The organism is Citrobacter sp. Ce119, assembly GCF_030334525.1.
Lineage (GTDB): Bacteria > Pseudomonadota > Gammaproteobacteria > Enterobacterales > Enterobacteriaceae > Citrobacter > Citrobacter europaeus.
This window is the reverse complement of the sequence record NZ_JAOWDR010000045.1, coordinates 264,852-289,037: the sequence shown is the minus strand read 5'-3', so window position 1 is coordinate 289,037 and position 24,186 is coordinate 264,852. Positions and strand designations below refer to the sequence as shown.

Here is a 24,186-nt window from a genome sequence, read left to right as displayed (position 1 = left end):
TTCGAATTATGGAGTCAGAGACAATCTCAGACACTAATGTTTGTAATCATACCATCACATCGGCATCCCTTCAGCCTCTTAAGTAAGATGGCGAGTCGGCAGACGGTCTATAAACACTTGCATAAGAATGCTTATTTAATGGTTATTATCTGTATTGAATTATTCTTAAGTGTATTGCGGTTTTTTAATAACCACCCATGTATATTATATGTACAAAAACAAAAGCTATGTGATATAATATTTTTTTTATTAATGGTTTGATATGGCTATGAAATCGTCTACCACTATTGTTACAGCATATTTTGATATCGGTAGGGGGGAGTGGACTGTTAATAAAGGCTTCCGTGAAAAACTATCCCGATCTTCTGATGTCTATTTTGATTACTTCAAGCGGTTAGCCGCTTTAGAAAACGATATGGTTATTTTTACTTCGCCTGAGTTTGAAGCCAGAATTGCGGAAATACGCAAAGGTAAGCCCACAAAAATTATAACTATAGATTTAGATAATAAATTCAAACACATTAAAAATAAAATTAGACAAATCCAGCAGGATGATGCCTTTAAGAGTAAGTTAGAAACTCGACAGCTTGGTAACCCTGAATACTGGTCTCCAGAATATGTGTTGATCACTAATTTAAAAGCATATTTTGTAGCTAAAGCTATTAATTTAGGCTTAGTTAATACTCCGATGGTTGCGTGGATCGACTTCGGGTATTGTCGTAAACCTCAGGTCACTGGCGGTTTAAAGATATGGGATTTCCCATTTGATCGTAATAAAATGCATCTCTTTACGATTAAAAAAGGCTTGGTTGTATCATCAATAAAGCAAGTGTTTGACTTTATGATTGGGAATCATATTTATATTATCGGTGGCGCTATTGTTGGCTCTCAGGAAAAATGGAAAGAGTTTTATTCATTAGTCACTGAATGCCAAAAAGAGACCCTCAGAAATAATATTGTTGATGATGATCAGGGTATTTTTGTTATGTGTTATTACAAGCGCCCTGCGCTATTAATGCTTAATTACCTTGGTCGTGGCAAATGGTTCGATCTGTTCCGTGTTTATCGGCGAACCGCGTTAGGTGCAAAACTCCAGGCACTACGAATTTTTCTGACCCGAAAGTAGTGGTTCGAATGGGATCTAAGGGTTACCTGAGCAGATAGAATGCTGTGAAGGCATTCTTCTGTTATTGATGCTGTTTTTTCACCTCAATCAATAAAGCTCTTATAAATCAAGTGGTTGTGAATTATCCCTCCTAATAAAGATACACGGCAGCATCACTGATTAGCCATGTGGATATACGTGATTTATGCTTCATTTTGAAGAAGTAGTGATGCGTCATCTCGTATCAACGTATAGCTTTGGGTAATATGTGCTGAAATTTGCCCAGTCTGGAGAATTGAAATGCGTGGGGATTTTTACAAACAGTTAACCAACGATCTCGACACCGCACGTGCGGAAGGATTGTTTAAAGAAGAGCGCATTATTACGTCTGCCCAGCAGGCGGATATCACCGTGGCGGACGGAAGCCACGTTATTAACTTTTGTGCGAACAACTATCTGGGGCTGGCTAACCACCCGGAGCTGATTGCAGCGGCAAAAGCGGGCATGGATTCTCACGGATTTGGTATGGCTTCGGTCCGCTTTATTTGCGGTACCCAGGACAGCCATAAGCAACTGGAGCAAAAACTGGCGGCATTCCTCGGTATGGAAGATGCCATCCTTTACTCTTCCTGCTTTGACGCCAACGGCGGCCTGTTCGAAACGCTGCTGGGCGCCGAAGATGCGATCATTTCAGATGCGCTAAACCACGCGTCTATCATTGACGGCGTTCGCTTGTGTAAAGCAAAGCGTTTCCGTTACGCCAACAACGACATGGTCGAGCTGGAAGCGCGCCTGAAAGAAGCACGTGAAGCGGGCGCCCGTCATATTCTGATCGCCACCGATGGCGTGTTCTCTATGGATGGCGTTATCGCTAACCTGAAAGGCGTTTGTGACCTGGCGGATAAATACGACGCGCTGGTCATGGTTGATGATTCTCATGCGGTCGGCTTTGTCGGCGAAAACGGTCGTGGCTCCCATGAATACTGTGATGTGATGGGCCGTGTGGACATCATCACCGGTACGCTGGGTAAAGCGCTCGGTGGCGCATCCGGCGGTTACACCGCAGCGCGCAAAGAGGTTGTTGAGTGGCTGCGTCAGCGTTCCCGTCCGTACCTGTTCTCCAACTCACTGGCTCCGGCGATTGTTGCAGCCTCCATTAAAGTGCTGGAGATGGTCGAGGCTGGCAACGAGCTGCGCGATCGCCTGTGGGCGAACGCACGTCAGTTCCGTGAGCAAATGTCTGCCGCAGGCTTTACGTTAGCGGGTGCGGATCACGCGATTATCCCGGTCATGTTGGGTGATGCGGTTGTGGCGCAGGCGTTCGCCCGTGAACTGCAAAAAGAGGGGATTTACGTTACCGGATTCTTCTATCCGGTGGTTCCAAAAGGCCAGGCGCGTATTCGTACCCAGATGTCTGCGGCGCATACCCCTGAGCAGATCACGCGTGCTGTTGAGGCGTTCACACGCATTGGTAAACAACTGGGCGTTATTGCCTGAGGATGTGAAATGAAAGCGTTATCCAAACTGAAAGCGGAAGAGGGCATTTGGATGACCGACGTTCCTGAACCGGAAGTCGGCCATAACGATTTGCTGATTAAAATCCGTAAAACAGCCATCTGCGGGACTGACGTTCACATTTATAACTGGGATGAATGGTCGCAAAAAACCATCCCGGTACCGATGGTCGTTGGGCATGAATATGTCGGCGAAGTTGTTGGCATCGGCCAGGAAGTTAAAGGCTTTAAAATCGGCGATCGCGTTTCAGGCGAAGGTCATATCACCTGTGGGCATTGCCGTAACTGCCGCGGTGGGCGTACTCACCTGTGCCGCAATACGACCGGTGTCGGCGTAAATCGTCCTGGCTGCTTTGCAGAGTACCTGGTGATCCCGGCGTTTAACGCGTTTAAAATTCCGGACAACATCTCCGACGACCTGGCGTCTATCTTCGATCCGTTCGGTAATGCGGTGCACACGGCGCTGTCGTTTGATCTGGTTGGGGAAGATGTGCTGGTTTCCGGCGCGGGTCCAATCGGAATTATGGCGGCGGCGGTCGCGAAGCACGTTGGCGCACGCCACGTGGTGATTACCGATGTTAATGAGTATCGCCTTGAGTTGGCGCGTAAAATGGGCATCACTCGCGCGGTCAACGTCTCGAAAGAGAATCTGACTGACGTGATGGCTGGACTGGGTATGACCGAAGGGTTTGATGTAGGTCTGGAGATGTCCGGTGCGCCGCCAGCGTTTCGCGCCATGCTGGACACTATGAACCACGGTGGGCGCATTGCTATGCTGGGTATTCCGCCATCTGACATGTCAATCGACTGGACGAAAGTTATCTTTAAGGGGCTGTTTATTAAAGGTATCTACGGTCGTGAGATGTTTGAGACCTGGTACAAAATGGCTGCACTGATTCAGTCTGGTCTGGATTTGTCGCCAATCATCACCCATCGATTCTCCATCGATGAATTCCAGCAGGGCTTTGACGCGATGCGTTCAGGCCAGTCAGGGAAAGTGATCCTGAGTTGGGATTGAAGGCTCGATTTGTATTAAATGTTACCAACGGCCAGATTATTTGATCTGGCCGTATACATAATAAATGCTATTTACCACGAAGCTTTCTGGATAAAGATCTTGTCGCTTCTTTGAGGCAGATGAGCTTATACACTAACCCTTTCCCTTTGATTTTAATATTATATTTTCGCTGCAACGCTAAAATGTCATTAGCCTGACAAATCTTCATGTTTCCCTTACAAGATAAGTCGATAATTCTTAATTCACCGCCTGGCGTACGAATGAAGTTTCCTGGGTGGATATCATTAGATGCCAACCCGGCTTTGTGAAGGCGCAGAACGCACTGCTTCACTTCATCGGCATTCTTAGGGCTAATTTCTTTTAAAGGAGTACCTTCAATATATTCATGAATAATATAAACATCATGACACTGGCGAAGGCGCACTTTCTCTGCAGCGTAGTAGAGATCGGCTGTACAGGCGCGCATTTCCGGGGAGAGCTTGTCCAGCTTCTTGATGAGCCTGGAATAGAAGGGACCGGAGATAAAATTCTGCATTTTTTTCTCGAATCGAGGATCAACTTCACGGTCGTTTTTGATGATAAATTTTTGTGAGTTGTACTCGACCAGTTCCACGCTGCGCATAGCGTTACCACTGCTCAACGGTTTGCCACTGATTTCTTTATTTATATACTTACTCATCAGTGACTTAAGGTCTATATTGGTCTCTTTACAATAGACCGTATAACCTTTTTCATGTGTCTTACTGATGGCCATCACTTTCCTCAATATCAGTGTACATAATGCGTTAATTTATAGCGATATAGTATACAGGTTGCGCCCCTCAATATGTAGACGATCTGAGCTTTCACTGCCCGCTGAACTCAGGTTTCGCATAGCATTTTCTCATACTGGCTGCTTTCGCCGCGCCGCTTCTGGCGATAAATCGTTCCAGGCTTAATAATTCCTTAATGAAACTGTAGTAAAAGTCATCAGTGTACTAACAAACCAGGGTTAGCTGATGAGAAACAGCACAAATATGTTGAGTGTTATTATTCCGTTGTATAACGCGGGTGATAGTTTTCGGGATTGCATGGAATCTTTGATCGCACAGACATGGAGTGCGATAGAGATCATTATTGTCGATGATGGCTCAACGGATAACTCTGTTGATATTGCAAGACAGTATGCTGATAACTATCCCCATGTTCGGTTGTTGCATCAGGCTAACGCTGGGGCATCTGTTGCGCGTAATCGTGGTCTGGCAGCGGCCAGAGGGGATTATGTTGCATTTGTCGATGCTGATGACCTGGTTTATCCCAATATGTATGAAACCCTGATGACCATGGCACTTCAGGATGACCTGGATCTGGCGCAGTGCAATTCTGACTGGTGCATTTTCGAAACGGGGGACACCTGGCAATCAATACCGACGGACCGTTTGCGGTCTACGGGTGTATTGACCGGCCCTGACTGGTTACGTATGGCATTGGCTTCACGCCGTTGGACACATGTGGTCTGGATGGGGGTTTACCGCAGGGATGTTATCGAGAAAAATAAGATATCGTTTGTTCCTGGGTTGCATCATCAGGATATTGTATGGACGACGGAGTTTATGTTTAACGCCAAACGTGTACGATATACCGAACAATCTTTATATAAATACTTCTTACATGATCAATCAGTTAGCCGTCTTAAAAGACAAGGCTTAAAAAATCTCAATTACCAACGACACTATATTAAAATTACACGGTTATTGGATAAGTTGAATCGTGAATATGCTGGACGGATTACTCTTTATCCGGAATTTCATCAGCAAATAACCTATGAAGCTTTGCGCGTTTGTCACGCAGTACGCAAAGAACCGGATGTTCATATTCGTCAGCGTATGATTGCAGAGATTTTTGTCTCGGGTATGTATAAACGCATGATTACTAATGTACGCAGCGCCAAAGTTATGTACCAGGCGCTGCTATGGTCATTCCGTCTCTGGAAATGGCGAGATAAAACATCGTCGCCTTCTCGTATTACACGTAAAACGCTTAATCTACGTTAGCGTTCATAGTGCCGGGAGAGGATGTATTTCCCCAGCCCTGCCACTGCAGCTTCATGTACTGCACCAGCGTGCTTTGGGTGATGCTTTCACCGAGCACGCTGAAGAAGCGGCTGGCGTAAACCGGCTCTAACGGCTGTTTCGGTTTGCATAATTTCACCCCGCGGAAAGGATTACGCGGTGCGTCAGGCGTACCGTTTTTTGGCGGAGTGAGGTTTGGTCTGGACGTATCCACCTGTGGTTCATTGAGCAGGCTGCTTGGGCGAACCAGCGTGATGTCGGCTGGCAGGCTATAAAGCATCTGCTGCAGGACGCGAACCGTAGACGGGTGAGGGTGGCCAATGGCAATTGCCGAGCCGTTGCGACGCGCAAGTTCGACGGCACGATTAAACTGACGGCGAATATCGGCTTCGTTTTGCGTGTCGTCCAGGAAAACTTTGCGTTTAATGACCTTCACACCGGTTCCTGATGCTGCGCGCATGGCCTGACTGTTGCCGATGGTCATGCTGTCAAGGAAGTAGAGATCGTATCGTTCCAGCGCCTGCATCACCTTCTGCATGCCAAACAGGCTGGAGGTCATCGCGCTGCCCATATGGTTGTTCAGACCGACCGCATTCGGTACTTTGCTTACCGCATCGCGAATAATTCGCTCAATCTCTTCGCTGCTCATTTCCGGGCGTAAAGTGTCTTTCTCTAACGGCTGTTTGCTCAGTGGCGCCATCGGTAGATGGATCAGGACTTCATGCCCGCTGTTATGCGCTTTGGTTGCCATTTCCCGCGCATGCGGAGCATTAGGCAAAACGGCAACGGAGATGGTGGAAGGCATCGCCAGCACCTGATTTTCAGTGTGTGGACGATAGCCGAAATCATCAATGACGATGGCGAGTTTGCCAGCAAAAACAGGTGTTGCGAAGGCCAGCAGGCTGGCGAGAGAGAGTAATAGACGACGAAATTGAGGCAAAACTTATCTTCCCAACCACGGCTGTGGATTGACCGCCTGACCCTGGCGACGAATTTCGAAATAGAGCGCCGGTCTGCCCTGACCGCCGCTGCTACCCACAAGTGCAATAGGCTGCCCGGCGCGAACCTGCGTACCGACGCTGACCAGTGCGCTCTGGTTATAACCGTACAGGCTCATATCGCCTTTACCGTGCTCAACGACGACGACCAGGCCATAGCCCTGCAGCCAGTCCGCCAGAATGACGCGACCATCGGCAATGGCTTTAACTTCGGTGCCTTCGGATGCGCCAATAACCATCCCCTTCCAACGTAGCTCACCCTGCAGCTGTTCGCCATAACGATGTAACGTTGGACCACGAACGGGCCAGAATGCCTGGCCACGTGGCGAACCCAAACCGCCGGTACGCGACATCAGTGATTTTTCACTTTCGGTTGGCTTATAGGTTGAGCCTTTCCGTGAGGCATCCTGCTGCTTATCGCGTACGGCCTGCGCCTCGCGGGCTTCACGTTCCGCGCGTGCTTTGGCTGCGGCTTCGGCGCGAGCAATGCTGTTACGCAGGCGCGATTCGTTGGCGCGCATTTCGCCCAATTGCTGTTGACCCTGTTGAATCGATGACTCCAGACCCGAGAGCGTCTTCTGGCGTTCATTACGCGCCTGCTCCAGCTTAGCCTGCTGAGCACGCTGCTCGTACAACAGAGTCTGCTGTTCGCTCTGCTTATCTTCCAGCTCGGCTTTTTGCGAGTCGACCTCTTCGCGGGTTTGTTTCAGCTGCGCGATGGTTTCCTGTCGCGCCTGGTTCAGATAGCCGAAATAGGCCTGCAGGCGTTGCCCACGCTGGCTTTCTTCACCGCTAAGAATGAGCTGAATGCCGGTATGTTCGCCCTGGCGAAATGCAGCGTCGAGTTGGGCTGCCAGGCTGCGTTCTTGCGCGGCCCGCTGTTTTTCCAGCTTCGCAAGGGCGGCATTCATCTCTGCAATTTGCGCGTTCAGCTGCGCCAGTGAGTTTTGCGTTTCGCGCAGTTGCCTGGCGGCAACGGCAATGGCCTGTTCCTGCGCTTTAAGCTGAGCGAGGAGGGTGGCGCGTTGTTGTTGCTGTTGGCGTACCGCGCGTTCTTTTGCCGCGATATCGGCCTGAATAGATTTGAGCTGGTCGCGTTCGTCCGCGTGGGCGGAAAAGGCGCACAGCAATACGCCAGCGCTAAGCGCGCTGGCGTAGAACAAGGGCCTGACTGAAAGCTTGCGCAGCTTCACGGCCCGAGTGATGGTATTAATCGCCTTTCCCCTCATGGGGAGGGATTATTCCACGATGAACAGCGGCTTACCAGTCATCTCTTGCGGGATTTCCATACCCATCAGCGTCAGCATCGTCGGGGCGATATCAGAAAGTTTGCCGCCTTCGACTGCTTTGACGTTTTTACCACCGACATAAATCAGCGGAACGGGCAGGTTGGTGTGCGCTGTATGTGCCTGACCGGTGGACGGATCGCGCATTTGCTCTGCGTTACCGTGGTCCGCGGTGATCAGCAACTGGCCGCCAACGGATTCAACCGCTTTAGTCACCTGCTCAACGCAATGATCCAGCGCTTCAACCGCTTTAACCGCTGCTTCCATCACCCCGGTGTGGCCAACCATGTCGCCGTTCGGGTAGTTACAAATGATGGTGTCGTATTTTCCGCTCTCAATCGCAGCAACCAGTTTTTCGGTCAGCTCTGCAGAGCTCATTTCCGGCTGCAGATCGTAGGTCGCGACTTTCGGCGAGTTGATCAGGATGCGGTCTTCGCCTTTGAACGGTTCTTCTACGCCGCCGTTGAAGAAGAAGGTCACGTGCGCATATTTTTCGGTTTCGGAAATACGCAGCTGCGTTTTGTCGTTCTTCGCCATCCACTCGCCAAGGGTATTGGCCAGAGACGCTGGTGGGTAAGCTACCGCAGTTTTGATGTCGGCCGCGTATTCGGTCAGCATCACAAAGTTGAGGTTAACGACTTTCTTACGGGCGAAGCCGTCGAAGTCAGCGTTAACAAACGCACGGGTAATTTCACGCGCACGGTCAGCACGGAAGTTCATGAAAATCAGCGTATCGCCGTCTTCCATGGCGGCTTCAGCCTGGCCTTCAGCACGGATCACGGTCGCTTTCACGAATTCGTCGTTTTCGTCGCGGGCATAAGCAGCCTGCAGGCCTTCAACCGCCGTAGCGAACTGGAACTCGCCTTTTGCCAGCGTCATCAGGTCATAAGCCTGTTCAACGCGATCCCAACGGTTGTCGCGGTCCATAGCGTAGTAACGACCGATGATGGACGCTACGCGGCCTTTGCCCAACGCGGCAAATTTCTCTTCGAATTTCTGCAGGGAATGTTCAGCGCTGCGCGGCGGGGTGTCACGGCCATCAAGGAAAGCGTGCAGATAGATTTTCTCAGCGCCACGTTCAGCGGCCATTTCTACCATCGCCATGATGTGATCTTCGTGGCTGTGAACGCCGCCAGCAGAGAGCAGACCCATGATGTGTACCGCTTTGCCGCTATTTTTTGCCTGGTCGACCGCATTGGTCAGCACCGGGTTAGCGAAGAAAGTACGCTCTTTAATTTCAACATCCAGACGGGTCAGGTCCTGATACACGATGCGGCCAGCGCCCAGGTTGACGTGGCCCACTTCGGAGTTGCCCATCTGGCGATCGGGCAGGCCGACTTCCAGGCCAGACGCATCAATCAGGGTATGCGGACGTTTTGCCCACAGGGCATCCATTACCGGGGTTTTGGCATTAAAGATGGCGTTATCCTGGCTGTCTTCACGATAACCGTAGCCATCCAGAATCACCAGTACCATAGGTTTTTTAGAAACCGACATTGCGACAACCTCACACTTAATAGATAAAAAATAATTGCGTAATTTTACTACAGCTGAATCGATAAAGTAGCCCCAGAAGATCAAATAATCGACCAGAGCGCGCCGCAGAGGGCGCGGATTTACGTTTTTTTTTTCCGTAGCGCCCCGCAAAAATGCAATCCAATGCACGCTCTGGCTGTATTTGCGCCAACGCGCAGGTATACTCCTTTCCTGGTTTTTTAATCACTGAGTCGGGAGTTGTTACCCCCCATGCAAGAAATTATGCAATTTGTTAGTCGCCACCCTGTCTTGAGTATCGCCTGGATTGCGTTACTGGCGGCTGTATTATTTACCACGTTTAAGAGCCTGACTTCGAAAGTGAAGGTGATTACGCGCGGAGAAGCTACACGTCTTATCAATAAAGAAGATGCGGTGATTGTGGATTTACGTCAGCGCGACGACTTCCGTAAAGGTCATATCGCAGGCTCCACTAACCTGCTGCCGAGCGAAATCAAAGCCAATAATTTTGGCGAGCTGGAAAAACACAAAAACAAACCTGTTATTGTGGTTGATGGCTCAGGCATGCAATGCCAGGATTCAGCAACTGCGCTGATTAAAGCCGGTTTTGAGCAGGTATCTGTACTGAAAGACGGCGTAGCGGGCTGGAGTGGTGAGAACCTGCCACTGGTTCGCGGCAAGTAATTTACCCGTCTTCTTTCATACCGCAGGGTAAAAGAACACTGGAGATAAGTCATGGCCAATATTGAGATCTATACCAAAGCAACCTGCCCGTTTTGCCATCGCGCAAAGGCGCTGTTGAACAGCAAGGGTGTGAGTTTCCAGGAACTTCCGATTGACGGCGATGCCGTGAAGCGCGAAGAGATGATCAAGCGCAGTGGCCGTACTACGGTTCCGCAGATTTTTATTGATGCACAGCACATTGGTGGTTGTGACGACTTGTATGCGTTGGATGCGCGTGGTGGACTGGATCCACTGCTGCGTTAAGGCGTACCGAAGTATTTAAAGGACAACACTAAAGGGTTTTCTCAACATGTCAGAACAAAATAACACTGAAATGGCTTTCCAGATCCAACGTATCTATACCAAGGATGTGTCTTTCGAAGCGCCAAATGCACCGCATGTTTTCCAGAAAGATTGGCAGCCAGAGGTTAAACTTGATCTTGATACCGCATCTACCCAACTGGCAGATGATGTGTATGAAGTAGTGCTGCGTGTCACCGTAACGGCTTCTCTGGGCGAAGAAACTGCGTTCCTGTGCGAAGTTCAGCAGGGCGGTATTTTCTCCATCAGTGGTATTGAAGGGACTCAGATGGCGCATTGCCTTGGCGCATACTGCCCGAACATTCTGTTCCCGTATGCCCGCGAATGCATCACCAGCCTGGTTTCACGCGGTACATTCCCGCAACTGAACCTTGCGCCGGTCAACTTTGATGCGCTGTTCATGAACTATTTACAGCAGCAAGCTGGCGAAGGTACTGAAGAACATCAGGATGCCTGATGAACCAAAGTAATGCTTCAATGACTGTGATTGGTGCCGGCTCGTACGGCACCGCTCTTGCCATTACCCTGGCAAGAAATGGCCATCAGGTTGTCCTGTGGGGCCATGATCCGAAACATATCGCGACCCTCGAGCACGATCGCTGCAACGTCGCGTTCCTCCCTGATGTGCCTTTTCCCGAAACGCTGCGCCTGGAAAGTGACTTAGCCACTGCGCTGGCCGCCAGTCGTAATATTCTGGTGGTAGTGCCGAGCCACGTTTTTGGCGAAGTGCTGCGTAACATCAAACCGCTGATGCGCCCTGACGCGCGGCTGGTCTGGGCGACAAAAGGTCTGGAAGCGGAAACGGGACGCCTGCTGCAGGACGTCGCGCGTGAAGCGTTAGGTGATTCTATTCCACTGGCGGTTATCTCCGGTCCGACGTTCGCGAAAGAGCTGGCGGCGGGCATGCCGACGGCGATATCTCTGGCCTCAACGGATGATACTTTTGCTGACGATCTCCAGCAGTTGCTGCACTGCGGCAAAAGCTTCCGTGTGTACAGCAACCCGGATTTCATTGGCGTTCAACTGGGCGGCGCGGTGAAAAACGTCATTGCGATTGGCGCAGGGATGTCTGACGGCATTGGTTTCGGCGCGAATGCGCGAACCGCATTGATCACCCGTGGTCTGACCGAAATGTCTCGTCTTGGCGCGGCGCTGGGTGCCGATCCTGCCACCTTTATGGGGATGGCGGGTTTGGGCGATCTGGTGCTGACCTGTACCGACAACCAGTCACGTAACCGTCGTTTTGGCATGATGCTCGGCCAGGGGATGGACGTGCAGGGCGCGCAGGACAAGATTGGTCAGGTGGTTGAAGGCTACCGCAATACAAAAGAAGTTCGTGAATTGGCGCACCGTTTTGGTGTTGAGATGCCAATAACCGAGGAAATTTATCAAGTATTGTATTGCGGAAAAAACGCGCGCGAGGCAGCATTGACGTTATTAGGCCGTGCACGCAAGGACGAGCTGAGTCGCCACTAGCTGTAAGGAACTGTTGAATATAACGACCCGACCCGCGAAGAACGGGTCGGTCGTTTTGCTACCTTCTGGAGTACGCAATGCCGTGTGAAGAACTGGATATCGTCTGGAAAAACATTAAAGCGGAAGCCCGGGCACTGGCGGAATGTGAGCCAATGCTGGCCAGTTTTTACCACGCAACGCTGCTCAAGCATGAAAATCTCGGCAGTGCGCTAAGCTATATGCTGGCGAATAAACTCGCCTCTCCGATCATGCCTGCCATTGCGATTCGCGAAGTCGTGGAAGAGGCCTACGCCGCCGATCCTGAAATGATTGCCTCAGCGGCCTGTGATATTCAGGCGGTACGTACGCGTGACCCGGCTGTCGATAAATATTCCACCCCACTTCTGTACCTGAAGGGTTTTCATGCGCTTCAGGCCTACCGTATTGGTCACTGGCTGTGGCATCAGGGGCGTCAGGCACTGGCGATCTTCCTGCAAAATCAGGTGTCCGTTAGCTTCCAGGTAGATATTCACCCGGCGGCAAAAATTGGCCGTGGGATCATGCTCGATCACGCCACCGGTATTGTGGTGGGTGAAACCGCCGTGATTGAAAACGACGTCTCTATTTTGCAATCCGTTACGCTCGGCGGGACCGGTAAAGCCGGCGGCGATCGTCATCCGAAAATTCGTGAAGGGGTGATGATTGGCGCAGGAGCAAAAATTCTTGGCAACATTGAAGTCGGACGCGGCGCGAAGATTGGCGCAGGTTCCGTGGTTTTACAGCCGGTCCCTCCGCACACTACCGCGGCAGGCGTTCCGGCACGCATCGTTGGTAAGCCAGACAGCGATAAGCCGTCCATGGATATGGATCAGCATTTCAATGGGATTCATCATACTTTCGAATACGGCGATGGCATCTGATTTCGAGCCATGCCCGGTGGCACTGCGTTTACCGGGCCTACGTGGTATTTGTAGGCCGGATAAGGTGTAGCCGCCATCCGGCATTTAATTCTTTTACGACCGTAATACCGCGCCGGGATAACCTAACTGGCGCCAGGCCTCATACACCACCACCGACACCGCATTTGACAGGTTCATGCTGCGACTGTCCGGCATCATCGGAATACGAATTTTTTGTTCGGCAGGCAGCGCATCGAGGATGCTGGCTGGCAGGCCGCGGGTTTCCGGGCCAAACATCAGATAATCTCCGTCCTGATAGCTTACCGCGCTATGCGCTGGCGTACCTTTGGTGGTCAGGGCAAACAAACGTTGCGGATGTTCTGCAGCGACGAAGGCGGCGTAATCAGGGTGGCGAAGCACGGCGGTAAATTCATGGTAATCCAGCCCCGCGCGACGCAGGCGCTTATCGTCCCAGGTAAAGCCCATTGGCTCAATAATATGCAGACGAAAACCGGTGTTGGCGCAAAGACGGATAATATTGCCGGTATTTGGCGGGATTTCTGGTTCGAATAAAACGATGTTAAGCATACTGCCCCCTTAATAACGGGGGGCAGAATAGCAGAAAGAGCCGGTACTATGCGACGGTCAGCGCGTGCGGTTTATAGCGTTGCAGCTTGTAAATCGTCGCGGCAGCGGCGACCAAAGCCGGAAGGCTGAGGAACATTAAGATACTGTCTGCTTGCCATTGCAGGGAAAGCATCTGGGCGCTCATCATCGTTCCGGCTACGCCGCCGAAGCGGCCCACGCCCTGCATCCAGGCAATGCCCGTTGCGCGGCAGTGGGTTGGATAAAACGTTGCAGCCAGCGTCTGTAGCCCGGACTGCGCGCCGTTCATGGTAATCCCCATCAGGAAGATCAGTGCGCCGAACAGGATGATATGGTTGTGTTCAAACCCGAGAGCGAGGGCAAACAGCATCGTCAGCATAAAGCCGAGTGACACCACTTTATGCGCTTCCCAACGGTCCATTAACCAACCGGCCAGCAGGATCCCTGCGGTACCGCCGAAGGTAAACAGTGACGTCAGCCAGGCGGATTCAGCCAGCGGATAGCCCATGCCCAGCATCAGCGTTGGCATCCAGCTCAGCAGCACGTAATAGATAACCAGCCCCATAAAGTAGGTCGTCCAGAGCATCAGCGTGCCCGGCAGCCAGGGCATACTGAATAGCTGCGCCACGCTGCCTTTTTTGATCGTGACGCGGTCTTCATCCAGATAAAACTGAGTAACCTGTTCCAGATTTCCCGACATAAAACGTTGAGCAATGCGTTTAACCTGTGCCACCCCTTTACCGCGGTGAACCAGATACTTCACCGACTCCGGCAGGAACAGCACCAACAGTACGGTGAGGGCCAGCGGGGCGATCGCACCGGCAAGCAGAACACTGTGCCAGCCGTAATTGGGAATAAGCCAGGAGGAGATTACGCCGCCGCCCGCAGCACCTAACGGAAAGCCGCAGTACATGGTGTTAATCGCCATTGAACGACAGCGTTTCGGGGCGAATTCTGACACCAGGGTGATGGCGTTGGGCATTGCCGCGCCAAGCCCAAGTCCAGTGAGAAAACGCCAAAATGTGAGCATATTCAGCGTCTGGGCATAGGCGGTTCCCAGACTGGCGAGGCCAAAGAACAGACAGGAAAAGACCAGGACACGCTTACGGCCCATACGATCGGAAATCGGTCCGGCGAGCAGGGCGCCAAATGACAGGCCTAATAGCGCGGCGCTTAACACCGGTCCGAGATCTTGCTTCTTGATGCCCCAGTCGGCTGAGAGCGTGGGAGCAATATAACCCATCGCCGCGGTATCGAAGCCGTCAATGGCTAAAACCAGAAATCCCAGGACAATAATGACCCAATGGAAGCGCGAAAAAGGACTATCATCTATCGCCTGCTGGATATTCACTTTACCGGAATAAGCCATGTCACCCTCGCCCGTTATGATGGTTGTTATCTGTATAAATCGCTCTTGTATTAGCTTGTATATACATTTGGCAGGTGGATAAAAAGTTGTCAAATATATTGGTTGTAAATGTTAACTGGTCGTTATTTTTGGATAAAAAATGGTCGGGCTGAGAACAGGCCGACCATTCAGGAAATAGGGTTTTATGAAGTGTTGTTACGCTGCGCTACCCTGGACCAGAGGTGCCAGCGCGGCAGGCAGGCTCTTACCCAGTTCCTGTACCAGCGAATCACCGCTGATTTCGCTAATCGACTTCGCACCGGTCAGGGTCATTGCCACTTTCATCTCTTTCTCGATCAGATTCAGCAGATTCGCCACCCCGGCCTGGCCGTGGGTCGCCAGCGCGTACAGATAGGCCCGCCCCAGCAGCACGCTATCCGCGCCCAGCGCAATCATGCGCACAACGTCCAGACCGTTGCGGATCCCGCTATCGGCCAGAATGGTGATATCGCCCTTCACCGCATCGGCAATGGCGGGCAGCGCGCGAGCAGAAGACAGCACACCATCTAACTGGCGGCCACCATGGTTAGAAACGACAATGCCATCCGCGCCGAAACGGACTGCATCACGAGCATCTTCCGGATCGAGGATCCCTTTGATCACCATCGGGCCGTCCCAGAATTCACGGATCCACTCGAGGTCTTTCCAGGAAATCGACGGATCGAAATTATTCGCCAACCAGCCGATGTAATCCTCAAGGCCGGTGGGTTTGCCAAGATAGGTCGAGATATTGCCTAAATCATGCGGGCGACCGTTCAGGCCAACGTCCCATGCCCACTGTGGATGAGTGGCTGCCTGCCAGTAGCGACGCAGTGCCGCATTTGGACCGCTCATACCGGAATGGGCGTCACGGTAACGTGCGCCGGGCGTAGGCATATCGACGGTAAAGACCAGCGTGGAGCAACCCGCTGCTTTGGCGCGCTCCAGGGCGTTACGCATAAAGCCGCGATCGCGCAGGACATACAGCTGGAACCACATCGGACGCTTGATGGTCGGGGCGACTTCTTCAATAGGACATACGGAGACCGTGGAAAGCGTAAACGGAATGCCTTTAGCGTCAGCAGCGGCGGCGGCCTGAACTTCCCCCCGGCGTGCGTACATGCCGCACAGTCCGACAGGCGCGAGGGCCACCGGCATGGAAAGCGTTTCGTTGAACAGCTTTGTTTCCAGGCTCAGGTCGGACATATTCTTCAACACGCGCTGGCGCAGCGCCACTTCCGACAGGTCTGCCACGTTACGGCGCAAGGTGTGCTCGGCATACGCCCCACCGTCAATATAATGGAACAAGAAAGGGGGTAGGATGCGCTGGGCTGCGGCGCGATAGTCGCTGGCTGCTGAAATAATCATGTGTTGTTCTCCCTGCTATTTTCACCAGAGTCACCGGGCAGGCGGGTGATACGCGCCTGGCGGGCCTGATCTTCATCAAATCGTTTAATCGTGGTGTGGACAAAACTAAGGTGCGCCATCATGGTCTTACGCGCCCCGTCGGCATCGCCGGCGACAATGGCGTCCAGCACTGCCTGATGCTGCGCCGTCAGTTGTGAAAATACGGGGGGCACGAGGTACATACGTTGGCGGCTCTGTTTAACCGAAGACTGCAATACGTCGAAGAAACCGCGCATGGTCTGCAACAGCACCACGTTGTGCGAGGCCTCCGCAATGGCGAGATGAAAGCGCACGTCAGCCTGTGAGGCGAGATCCGGATCTTCGCTTTGCGTGGCGTCGAAACAGAGCCTGATTTTCTCTTTGTCGGCGGCGGTGGCCCGCATCGCTGCGTGCCAGGCGGTGCTGGCTTCAATGGCGTGGCGGGCTTCCAGAATATCGAAGCTGTAGTCGGGATCGTCCGCCAGCAGGCTCTTCAGCGGCTGAACGATGTTTTGTTCAGACCAGGCCTCATGCTGCCAGCGGATAAACGTCCCGCCGCCACGACGGCTAATCAGTACGCCTTCGCTCACCAGCTTTGCTAACGCCTCACGCAGCGAGTTGCGCGAGACGCCGAGCTGTACGGCCAGCTGACGCTCAGCGGGCAACTTCATGCCCGCCTCCAGCTGTTGTTCTTCAATCAGCGCCCGCACACGAGATGCGACTTCGTCTGACAGGCGTCTGGGCATCACTATCATGGAATCATCCAGGTTAAGACATAGGCCTGCAGCGTGGTGATCACACCCACCATGCAGGTGAAAATCAGGCTGTGCTTCACGGTAAAGCGGAACAGGTCAGATTCTTTCCCCACTAATCCCACTGCCGCACAGGCAATAGCGATAGATTGTGGAGAGATCATCTTGCCGGTCACGCCGCCGGTGGTATTTGCCGCCACCATCAGTACGTCTGATACGCCGATTTGCTGAGCGGCCGTGGCCTGCAGGGCGGCAAACAGTGCGTTTGATGAGGTGTCGGACCCGGTCAGGAATACCCCCAGCCAGCCGAGGAACGGCGAGAAGAAAGTAAACGCGCTGCCGGTGTGCGCCAGGGCCAATGCCAGGGTTGATGAAAGACCTGAGTAGTTAGAGATAAACGCGAACGCCAGCACCATGCCGATGGAGTAAATAGGCAGCGCCAGATCTTTCAGCGTGCTGCCAAAGGTTTGCAGCGCAGCAGACGGCTTCATCTTCAACCAGACGATAGACAGCAGGGCGGCAAACAGGATCGCGGTACCGGTCGCAGAGAACCAGTCAAATTTGTACACCGCCGCGTAGGCTGTGGCTTCGTGTACGACCGGCGGCATACGGGCAACCAGCTTGTCGAGGAACGGGACTGGAATATTGACCACCCAGTGGTACATCGCGCCGCCGGGCGCAAACAGCGCTTTAAACGGCGGTATGCTCCACAGCGTGACGGTGGCGGTCAGGAACAGGAACGGAGACCAGGCGCGTACCACTTGTCCTGCGGTGTAGCGGGTGCGCGACAGGTCCATATCGACCTGCGAAGCGCCCATATCGCCAAAGCGGAAGATGCGTACTGGCTGCCAGCGTTTCAGGAACAGCGTCAGGCAGACCAGCGAAACCAGAGAAGAGATGATGTCTGGCAGCTCCGGTCCGATAAAGTTAGAGCTGAGGTACTGCGCGATAGCAAACGAGCCTCCAGCGACCATCACCGCAGGCCAGGTCTCTTTTACGCCGCGCCAGCCATCCATAATCGCCATAATCCAGAACAGCACGATAATGGTCAGGAACGGCAACTGACGGCCCACCATCTGGCCAATCTCGAAGCTGTCCAGTCCGGTCACCTGACCGGCAACCAGAATCGGAATGCCCATTGCGCCAAAAGCGACCGGCGCAGTATTTACGATCAAGCACAAACCTGCCGCGTACAGTGGGTTAAAGCCGAGGCCTACCAGCAGCGCGGCGGTAATCGCTACCGGAGCGCCAAAGCCTGCTGCTCCTTCGAGGAAGGCACCAAAGGAGAAACCGACAATCAGCATTTGCAGACGCTGGTCCGGGGTAATCGAGAGTATCGATGAGCGGATGATGTCGAACTGTCCGGTTTTCACCGAGATTTTATAGACGAATACCGCGGCGATAATGATCCAGGCAATCGGCCACAAACCATAGAAGAAGCCGTAGACCACGGAAGCCAGAGCGTGATCGACCGGCATTTTGTAAAACAGCAGGGCGACCGACAAAGCAATCACCACCGTCCATGATGCCGCAACATAGCCTTTCAGCTTGAGCTTAATCAGGGCGAAGAAAAAGAACAGGATAGGGAGCGATGCGATCAAACTGGAAAGCCAGATGTTACCGGCCGGGTCGTAGTTCTGTTGCCAGAGATTCATTGCAGGTCTCCTGGGGGCCGCCGACATAATGGAATGAGTCTGTGCTCATCTCCAGGTCACATTATGTGTAAAAGTGGCCCTGCCAATATTGTTGTGTAGGGGTAATGACAATGAATGGTTAATCAAATGTTATCTATTGGCAACGGTATTGTACGCGCATTTTAATGAAATGTGAGGTGCTGGTAGGATCTGACTGAAATTGGTAGGGCCAATTGCGAGGTGAAATGAAGGACCGGGCAAGCGGATGTTGCCCGGTGGGAGATTAGAACTCGCTCTTCGCGAAGCCCGTCATCTCTTTCAGGCCCATTTCACGGCCAAGCTCGGTCATCGGGTGAACGACAATCAGGCCGCGCACGCTCTTCTTCAGCTTGCCCATATCCGCCTGCTCTTTTTTGGTGATGGCGCGACGGAAAGGGAGTTTCGTCAGCTTTTGCGCTTCTTTGCTCAGCTTCTGGCCATGGACTTCACGCAGACGCGCAATCTCGGTTTCCAGAGTTTCTTTCTCTTGTTCCAGCTCGGCATATTTGTCGGCGGCTTCAACCAGAGACAGGTCAGCCTGCTGGTGGCGGATAGCGTCCAGACGATCGCTCAGGCGTTTAATTTCGTTTTTTTCGACTTCTTTCATAGGATAGCTTCTGATAAAAATAGGATGAATATCCTATAGTATGCGCGCAGAGCGGGATTATTCACAACTAATCGAAGATAAATAATCAAATGCCGCAAGTATTATTCAGCTAATGAAAATACTACCATTTTGATTAATAAGGAATTTTAAGCGATAAGATCGGCCATGGCGCTTTTTATTGGCGGGTTCATAATGAAGCACGTTTTCCTCAATGTAATTGCCCAACCGATCCTAAACTTAAATGATCAACCGCGCAGGCTGAGCGTGGTTAATACATGGAGGAGGGAAGATTATGGCGAAAATAGGTGAGAACGTTTCGGTCCTTATTGATAAGACGGTCGATTTTATGGCTTCAAGCCAGGCTTTTCGCGAGTATCTGAATAAAACACCACCGCGCAACGTTGTCCCTTCTGAAATACCGCAGGAGAATGCGCAGCTGTATCTGCAACGTCTGGCGTACTATCGGCAGCTTTATCGACCGCAGCAGGAAGAGAAGTAAGCCTGCAGGGTCTTATTTTTGAAAGGCTTTTTTTAAGCTGATTTTAGAAATCAGCTCGGTCAGGGAAAGTACCATCGTGGAGCGCACCATCTGCTGGTAGCGCTGGATCTGCATCGCGTGCAGACCTGAGTCTGAGGTATCAAACTGCGGTGGCGGCGGGAGTGCCGTCACGCAGTGGAGTTCGCCAAACGGACCAAGAATTTCGTCGTCGGTGAACGCATATTCATTGCCGTCATGGTTTAACTCTTCCCGCAGCGCCATCAGAAGCTCCGCGTCTTCATACTCCGGCCGGCTGAGTACGCCCAGACCGTAGATGAGCTTCAGGCGAACGGAAAGATCGCCCAGCGGACCATCGCCGTCAAGCAGCGGTTCTACAGCATATTTCACCGCATAGTCGTCTTTGCGAAATACCTGAAGCACAAGAATATTCACCGCCTCGGTGAGCAGTTCTACGGCGGTGATGAGGAAGCTGCGTACGGTTTTGCCAGCATTCAGACGCTCAAGCACACGATTTTCAAAGGCCTGCGTTTGTTCCATTATTGCCTGCATATCTGACAATCTGTCATTTGGGCGCAGGCTGACCTGCGCCACATTCTCTATCATTTGGTCGCGTTATATGCGTTAACCGCCTCCGCCACCACATCACTGTTGGCATCCAGGCCGGAGATCTGCGCCAGCGCGGCCTGTGGACCTTTTTCGTCAATCAGCGCGGCCAGTTCCTGTGCCTGCGGATCTTCCTCACTGCGATAGTGCATTGCAGCGGCAATACCGGTGACCAGATTGGCGTGCGGCAGAGCATACTCCAGCGTGCCCAGCAGCGGTTTAATCAGACGATCGCCCGCGCTCAGCTTACGCAGCGGCTGACGACCCACGCGCTCAACGTCATCTTTCAGATACGGGTTTTCAAAGCGACCGAGGATTTTCTGAATGTATGCCGCATGTTTTGCTGCATCAAAGCCATAGCGTTTGATCAGTACCGCGCCGCTCTCTTCCATCGCACCTTTTACCACTGCGCGGATTTTCTCGTCGAGAATCGCGTCACGGATGGTCTGATGACCGGTCAATTTTCCGAGGTACGCGGTTATAGCATGCCCGGTGTTCAGCGTGAAGAGTTTACGTTCGACAAATGCCATCAGGTTATCAGTTAATTCCATTCCCGGGATGTTCGGCAATTCGCCTTTAAACTGCGTTTTGTCGACAATCCACTCACTGAAGGTTTCAACGGTAACTTCCAGCGGGTCATTGGTCGCAGAGGCTGAAGGAGGAACAATACGGTCCACGGCGGAATCGACGAAGCCAACATGTTCTTCAACCCAGGCTTTGTCTTCATCTGCCAGCACGTTCATTACATGGCCTTTCAACTGGGTCGTTCCGCGCACCATGTTTTCACAGGCGATGATATTTAGCGGAGTAGCTATGCCCTGTGCCTTGCGTTTAACCAGCCCTTTGGCGATGGCCGGAGCGATACGCTCAAGCACGACCGGACCGACGGCGGTAGTGACTAAATCTACATGGGCAATCAGGTCGACGACATCATCGCCGATGCTGCTCACGGCGTTGACGCCGGAGACGGTATCAACCTGCTCGTTTTCACCCACCACATGAACCTGATAGCTATGACGGGCATTCAGGGCATCGAGCACAACCTGGTTTACATCCGCGAACGTCAGCTGTATCCCCGCGTCCGCCAGCAATTTGCCGATAAAGCCACGACCGATATTACCTGCGCCAAAATGTAATGCTTTCATAGTATTAACCTTCATTAATGTTTTTACCCAAGAGGGCTGGGGTGAGGGACTGCATAGATTTCCCCTCAACCTAACCCTCTCCACAAGGGAGAGGATATCGCCTTCATATTTCGAACTGCAGATGCGTTGGCTCTCCTCGCTCACCCCAGTCACGTACTTATGTACGCTCCTGGGGATTCACTGCGTTGCCGCCTTCCTGCAGCTCGAACTATTTTGGAGATACTTAAGCGTTAAGCTTTTTTACCCGCCAGCAATTCCAGAACTTCATCCACGCTGGTGGTATGGGCCAGACGTTCGATCACAGATTCATCATCCAGAGCGTTGGTCAGGCTGGTAATCACCTGGATGTGCTCGTTGTTACGTGCTGCGATACCAATAACCAGGCGGGCAATATCGTCTTCTTCTTCACCGAAGCGAACGCCTTCCGGGTATTGGCAGAACACCACACCGGTTTTCAGCACGCGGTCTTTGGCTTCAACCGTACCGTGCGGTACTGCGATGGACTCGCCGAGGTAAGTCGGGGTCAGTTTTTCACGGTCCAGCATTGCCTCAACGTATTCTGGCTCAACGTAACCACCTTTCACCAGTTGCTCGCCGGCAAAGCGAATTGCTTCTTCTTTGTTAGTGGCTTTACGGCCAAGGAAGATATTCTCCGCACCCAGCTTGAACAGGTGGGTATCACCCTCTTCAAAGCTGTCTTTCAGGTGATCGCGGACTTTCACTTCATTCACGTTGTGGCGCTGTGCAGCAACCAGACGTTCGGTCAGGCTGGAGTACAGACCGCTGTCGAGGAAGTTGGTCAGCGAAATGTGCTGTGCCTGAGGCACCTGGCGCATCGCACGTTCGGTCAGGTCACGGTGGGTAATGACCAGATCCACATCCGGCGGCAGATTGTTAATCGCGCTGTTGGTGACAGAAATTTGAGACAGACCGGCATCCTGCACTTTCTTACGCAGTACGCCCGCACCCATGGCGCTGGAACCCATACCGGCATCGCAGGCAACGATGATTTTACGCACATGGCTCAGGTCGTTAGTCACGTCGCCAGCCGCCAGCGGAGATGCGCCTTTAGATTCCGCTTTCATGTCGTGCATACGACGTGTGGCAGCATCAATGTCATCATCTTCTTTCACTTTGCTGGTTTTCAGCAGAATGGCTGAGACTACAAAGGAGACCGCCATTGCTGCACAGATAGCGGCGATGTTAGCGAAGTAAGCCCCCTTCGGCGTCATTGCCAGCACGGCCAGGATAGAACCCGGAGAGGCCGGAGAAACCAGACCGCCGTTCAGGATAGTCAGGGTAAATACGCCAGTCATACCGCCAAGGATAACGGCCAGAATCAGACGTGGGTTCATCAGCACGTACGGGAAGTAAATTTCGTGGATACCACCCAGGAAGTGAATGATTGCCGCGCCGCCCGCAGACTGCTTAGCGCTGCCGCGACCGAAGAACATGTATGCCAGCAGGACGCCCATACCCGGACCCGGGTTAGCTTCAATCAGGAAGAAGATGGATTTGCCCATCTCATGGGATTGCTGAATACCCAGCGGTGAGAAAATACCGTGGTTGATGGCGTTATTGAGGAACAGGATTTTCGCCGGTTCAACGAAGATAGACGCCAGCGGCAGCATGTCATGGACAACCATGAAGTTAACGCCTGCCGCCAGGATTTTGGACAGTGCTTCAACCAATGGGCCAATGCCAAGGAATGCCAGAATGGCGAGGATCATCCCGATGATGCCTGCGGAGAAGTTATTCACCAGCATCTCAAAACCGGACTTGATCTTACCGTCTACCCAGTTGTCGAAATGTTTGATAGCCCAGCCGCCCAGCGGACCTGCGATCATCGCGCCGAGGAACATTGGCATATCAGCACCGACGATAACGCCCATGGTGGTGATAGCACCAACCACGCCGCCACGCTCGCCGCCAACCAGCTTACCACCGGTATAACCGATCAGTAGCGGCAGCAGATAGGTGATCATTGGGCCGACAAGCTTCGCCAGCGTTTCGTTCGGCAACCACCCTGTCGGAATGAATAATGCGGTGATAATACCCCACGCGATAAACGCGCCGATATTTGGCATCACCATGTTGCTGAGGAATCGACCAAAGCTTTGCACCTTGATCTTAATATCGGATGACATAAAAACACCCCTTCTTATGTTTGCTATCGCGCAGGCTGAAAGCCCGAGGTTTGTTAATGTAGCGGCAGGAGGTAGCCGGACCCTGTAGATACTGCGAAATCTGGCACTGAATCGTTCAACTGTCCAGTCGACGCCCTTTTGTGTGACTTCCGTCACGTAAATATAGGGTGTGGGGCGCTAGTTAATGTGACCTTAATCACAAAATACCAGTACAAAAAAACATCACTGGATCCGAATTCGCCAAAAACTAGGGGTAAATGTGAACTGATTCACATTTTTGCTTTTGCTGTTTGTTGAATCTTTGTGATGTAGATCGCAAAGTATTTTTATCTGCATTTGCCCGGATGTGATCTACAGCAGGTTCTACCCCCGACATTTTTATTGCAAAAGAAAGCAACTTCTCACCAGAAAAAATATTTTTTTTGTGGTATGGCGAAAACCCCAAACTGCAGTTATGTTCAAAACATCAGCCTGGGTGCATACGGCTGCCGGCATAAAAAAACTCTAATTAGCGTGA

23 protein-coding genes are annotated in these 24,186 nt (G+C 52.2%); 10 read left to right on the top strand and 13 right to left on the bottom strand.

Going from position 1 to position 24,186, the window contains the following annotated elements:
* The first annotated feature begins 268 nt into the window (after window positions 1-268).
* The 3 genes from yibB (at window position 269) to tdh (ending at window position 3,637) form a co-directional block, all read left to right on the top strand.
* A complete protein-coding gene (yibB, locus tag OGV80_RS07915) occupies window positions 269-1,126 on the top strand; it encodes a protein YibB (RefSeq protein ID WP_286514532.1) in 858 nt (285 codons plus the stop codon).
* A 279-nt stretch (window positions 1,127-1,405) separates the two neighbouring features.
* Entirely contained in the window at window positions 1,406-2,602 is a 1,197-nt protein-coding gene (kbl, locus tag OGV80_RS07910) for a glycine C-acetyltransferase (RefSeq protein ID WP_043018731.1), read from the top strand.
* Window positions 2,603-2,611: 9 nt separating this feature from the next.
* Window positions 2,612-3,637 (top strand): L-threonine 3-dehydrogenase, encoded by a 1,026-nt coding sequence (tdh, locus tag OGV80_RS07905; RefSeq protein WP_286514426.1) that lies wholly within the window; start codon window positions 2,612-2,614, stop codon window positions 3,635-3,637.
* A 67-nt stretch (window positions 3,638-3,704) separates the two neighbouring features.
* Here the strand turns inward: tdh and rfaY are convergent, their stop codons facing one another.
* On the bottom strand, window positions 3,705-4,391 hold the full coding sequence (gene rfaY, locus OGV80_RS07900; protein WP_043018730.1) for a lipopolysaccharide core heptose(II) kinase RfaY: 687 nt from the start codon (window positions 4,389-4,391) through the stop codon (window positions 3,705-3,707).
* A 244-nt stretch (window positions 4,392-4,635) separates the two neighbouring features.
* Between rfaY and OGV80_RS07895 the strand changes: the two genes are divergently transcribed.
* The gene (locus OGV80_RS07895) at window positions 4,636-5,670 is read left to right on the top strand and encodes a glycosyltransferase (RefSeq protein ID WP_043018729.1); all 1,035 of its coding nucleotides are present in this window, start codon (window positions 4,636-4,638) and stop codon (window positions 5,668-5,670) included.
* Here OGV80_RS07895 and OGV80_RS07890 read toward each other — a convergent pair.
* The 3 genes from OGV80_RS07890 to gpmM are packed head-to-tail and all read right to left on the bottom strand — an operon-like array spanning window position 5,657 to window position 9,469.
* Window positions 5,657-6,628 (bottom strand): divergent polysaccharide deacetylase family protein, encoded by a 972-nt coding sequence (locus OGV80_RS07890; protein WP_087050752.1) that lies wholly within the window; start codon window positions 6,626-6,628, stop codon window positions 5,657-5,659. The genes OGV80_RS07895 and OGV80_RS07890 overlap by 14 nt on opposite strands.
* A 3-nt stretch (window positions 6,629-6,631) precedes the next feature.
* Window positions 6,632-7,891 (bottom strand): murein hydrolase activator EnvC, encoded by a 1,260-nt coding sequence (envC, locus tag OGV80_RS07885; protein WP_230586371.1) that lies wholly within the window; start codon window positions 7,889-7,891, stop codon window positions 6,632-6,634.
* A gap of 33 nt (window positions 7,892-7,924) precedes the next feature.
* The gene (gene gpmM / locus OGV80_RS07880; protein WP_043018843.1) at window positions 7,925-9,469 is read right to left on the bottom strand and encodes a 2,3-bisphosphoglycerate-independent phosphoglycerate mutase; all 1,545 of its coding nucleotides are present in this window, start codon (window positions 9,467-9,469) and stop codon (window positions 7,925-7,927) included.
* Between the two features lie 249 nt (window positions 9,470-9,718).
* Between gpmM and OGV80_RS07875 the strand changes: the two genes are divergently transcribed.
* From OGV80_RS07875 to cysE, 5 genes are all read left to right on the top strand, one after another.
* The gene (locus tag OGV80_RS07875; RefSeq protein ID WP_005120473.1) at window positions 9,719-10,150 is read left to right on the top strand and encodes a rhodanese-like domain-containing protein; all 432 of its coding nucleotides are present in this window, start codon (window positions 9,719-9,721) and stop codon (window positions 10,148-10,150) included.
* Window positions 10,151-10,201: 51 nt separating this feature from the next.
* Window positions 10,202-10,453 carry a glutaredoxin 3 gene (grxC, locus tag OGV80_RS07870; protein WP_003024152.1) on the top strand — a complete coding sequence of 84 codons (252 nt, stop codon included), beginning with the start codon at window positions 10,202-10,204 and terminating at the stop codon, window positions 10,451-10,453.
* A gap of 46 nt (window positions 10,454-10,499) precedes the next feature.
* A complete protein-coding gene (secB, locus tag OGV80_RS07865; RefSeq protein WP_003024155.1) occupies window positions 10,500-10,967 on the top strand; it encodes a protein-export chaperone SecB in 468 nt (155 codons plus the stop codon).
* Window positions 10,967-11,986 (top strand): NAD(P)H-dependent glycerol-3-phosphate dehydrogenase, encoded by a 1,020-nt coding sequence (gene gpsA / locus OGV80_RS07860; protein WP_043018726.1) that lies wholly within the window; start codon window positions 10,967-10,969, stop codon window positions 11,984-11,986. The genes secB and gpsA overlap by 1 nt, the downstream gene beginning before the upstream one ends.
* Window positions 11,987-12,063: 77 nt before the next feature.
* Window positions 12,064-12,885, top strand: coding sequence for a serine O-acetyltransferase (gene cysE / locus OGV80_RS07855; RefSeq protein WP_016154965.1), 822 nt, complete (start codon window positions 12,064-12,066; stop codon window positions 12,883-12,885).
* Window positions 12,886-12,978: 93 nt separating this feature from the next.
* Here cysE and trmL read toward each other — a convergent pair whose 3' ends face one another.
* The 6 genes from trmL to OGV80_RS07825 form a co-directional block, all read right to left on the bottom strand.
* Window positions 12,979-13,452 carry a tRNA (uridine(34)/cytosine(34)/5-carboxymethylaminomethyluridine(34)-2'-O)-methyltransferase TrmL gene (gene trmL / locus OGV80_RS07850; RefSeq protein ID WP_043018725.1) on the bottom strand — a complete coding sequence of 158 codons (474 nt, stop codon included), beginning with the start codon at window positions 13,450-13,452 and terminating at the stop codon, window positions 12,979-12,981.
* Window positions 13,453-13,498: 46 nt separating this feature from the next.
* Entirely contained in the window at window positions 13,499-14,839 is a 1,341-nt protein-coding gene (locus OGV80_RS07845) for an MFS transporter (RefSeq protein ID WP_286514417.1), read from the bottom strand.
* Between the two features lie 195 nt (window positions 14,840-15,034).
* Entirely contained in the window at window positions 15,035-16,225 is a 1,191-nt protein-coding gene (lldD, locus tag OGV80_RS07840) for an FMN-dependent L-lactate dehydrogenase LldD (RefSeq protein ID WP_075145481.1), read from the bottom strand.
* Window positions 16,222-16,998 carry a transcriptional regulator LldR gene (gene lldR / locus OGV80_RS07835; RefSeq protein WP_286514415.1) on the bottom strand — a complete coding sequence of 259 codons (777 nt, stop codon included), beginning with the start codon at window positions 16,996-16,998 and terminating at the stop codon, window positions 16,222-16,224. Before lldR ends, lldD begins: the two co-directional genes overlap by 4 nt.
* The gene (gene lldP / locus OGV80_RS07830) at window positions 16,995-18,650 is read right to left on the bottom strand and encodes an L-lactate permease (protein ID WP_003827332.1); all 1,656 of its coding nucleotides are present in this window, start codon (window positions 18,648-18,650) and stop codon (window positions 16,995-16,997) included. The genes lldR and lldP overlap by 4 nt, the downstream gene beginning before the upstream one ends.
* Before the next feature lie 262 nt (window positions 18,651-18,912).
* Complete coding sequence (locus OGV80_RS07825) at window positions 18,913-19,275, bottom strand: YibL family ribosome-associated protein (RefSeq protein WP_043018722.1); 363 nt, start codon at window positions 19,273-19,275, stop codon at window positions 18,913-18,915.
* 292 nt (window positions 19,276-19,567) lie between these two features.
* On the opposite strand from OGV80_RS07825, the gene OGV80_RS07820 reads away from it, so the two are divergent.
* Window positions 19,568-19,774, top strand: coding sequence for a hypothetical protein (locus tag OGV80_RS07820; RefSeq protein ID WP_003827334.1), 207 nt, complete (start codon window positions 19,568-19,570; stop codon window positions 19,772-19,774).
* A 12-nt stretch (window positions 19,775-19,786) separates the two neighbouring features.
* Here OGV80_RS07820 and mtlR read toward each other — a convergent pair whose 3' ends face one another.
* From mtlR to mtlA, 3 genes are all read right to left on the bottom strand, one after another.
* Window positions 19,787-20,377, bottom strand: coding sequence for a mannitol operon repressor MtlR (mtlR, locus tag OGV80_RS07815; protein WP_005120486.1), 591 nt, complete (start codon window positions 20,375-20,377; stop codon window positions 19,787-19,789).
* Window positions 20,374-21,522, bottom strand: coding sequence for a mannitol-1-phosphate 5-dehydrogenase (gene mtlD, locus OGV80_RS07810; RefSeq protein ID WP_047407891.1), 1,149 nt, complete (start codon window positions 21,520-21,522; stop codon window positions 20,374-20,376). The genes mtlR and mtlD overlap by 4 nt, the downstream gene beginning before the upstream one ends.
* Before the next feature lie 230 nt (window positions 21,523-21,752).
* Complete coding sequence (gene mtlA / locus OGV80_RS07805; protein ID WP_043018718.1) at window positions 21,753-23,669, bottom strand: PTS mannitol transporter subunit IICBA; 1,917 nt, start codon at window positions 23,667-23,669, stop codon at window positions 21,753-21,755.
* Window positions 23,670-24,186: the final 517 nt, after the last annotated feature.

Coding starts and splice junctions, on each gene's coding strand:
- yibB (WP_286514532.1), top strand. CDS start 269: ATGAAATCGTCTACCACTATTGTTACAGCATATTTTGATATCGGTAGG.
- kbl (WP_043018731.1), top strand. CDS start 1,406: ATGCGTGGGGATTTTTACAAACAGTTAACCAACGATCTCGACACCGCA.
- tdh (WP_286514426.1), top strand. CDS start 2,612: ATGAAAGCGTTATCCAAACTGAAAGCGGAAGAGGGCATTTGGATGACC.
- rfaY (WP_043018730.1), bottom strand. CDS start 4,391: ATGGCCATCAGTAAGACACATGAAAAAGGTTATACGGTCTATTGTAAA.
- OGV80_RS07895 (WP_043018729.1), top strand. CDS start 4,636: ATGAGAAACAGCACAAATATGTTGAGTGTTATTATTCCGTTGTATAAC.
- gpmM (WP_043018843.1), bottom strand. CDS start 9,469: ATGTCGGTTTCTAAAAAACCTATGGTACTGGTGATTCTGGATGGCTAC.
- OGV80_RS07875 (WP_005120473.1), top strand. CDS start 9,719: ATGCAAGAAATTATGCAATTTGTTAGTCGCCACCCTGTCTTGAGTATC.
- grxC (WP_003024152.1), top strand. CDS start 10,202: ATGGCCAATATTGAGATCTATACCAAAGCAACCTGCCCGTTTTGCCAT.
- secB (WP_003024155.1), top strand. CDS start 10,500: ATGTCAGAACAAAATAACACTGAAATGGCTTTCCAGATCCAACGTATC.
- gpsA (WP_043018726.1), top strand. CDS start 10,967: ATGAACCAAAGTAATGCTTCAATGACTGTGATTGGTGCCGGCTCGTAC.
- cysE (WP_016154965.1), top strand. CDS start 12,064: ATGCCGTGTGAAGAACTGGATATCGTCTGGAAAAACATTAAAGCGGAA.
- trmL (WP_043018725.1), bottom strand. CDS start 13,452: ATGCTTAACATCGTTTTATTCGAACCAGAAATCCCGCCAAATACCGGC.
- OGV80_RS07845 (WP_286514417.1), bottom strand. CDS start 14,839: ATGGCTTATTCCGGTAAAGTGAATATCCAGCAGGCGATAGATGATAGT.
- lldD (WP_075145481.1), bottom strand. CDS start 16,225: ATGATTATTTCAGCAGCCAGCGACTATCGCGCCGCAGCCCAGCGCATC.
- lldR (WP_286514415.1), bottom strand. CDS start 16,998: ATGATAGTGATGCCCAGACGCCTGTCAGACGAAGTCGCATCTCGTGTG.
- lldP (WP_003827332.1), bottom strand. CDS start 18,650: ATGAATCTCTGGCAACAGAACTACGACCCGGCCGGTAACATCTGGCTT.
- OGV80_RS07825 (WP_043018722.1), bottom strand. CDS start 19,275: ATGAAAGAAGTCGAAAAAAACGAAATTAAACGCCTGAGCGATCGTCTG.
- OGV80_RS07820 (WP_003827334.1), top strand. CDS start 19,568: ATGGCGAAAATAGGTGAGAACGTTTCGGTCCTTATTGATAAGACGGTC.
- mtlR (WP_005120486.1), bottom strand. CDS start 20,377: ATGATAGAGAATGTGGCGCAGGTCAGCCTGCGCCCAAATGACAGATTG.
- mtlD (WP_047407891.1), bottom strand. CDS start 21,522: ATGAAAGCATTACATTTTGGCGCAGGTAATATCGGTCGTGGCTTTATC.
- mtlA (WP_043018718.1), bottom strand. CDS start 23,669: ATGTCATCCGATATTAAGATCAAGGTGCAAAGCTTTGGTCGATTCCTC.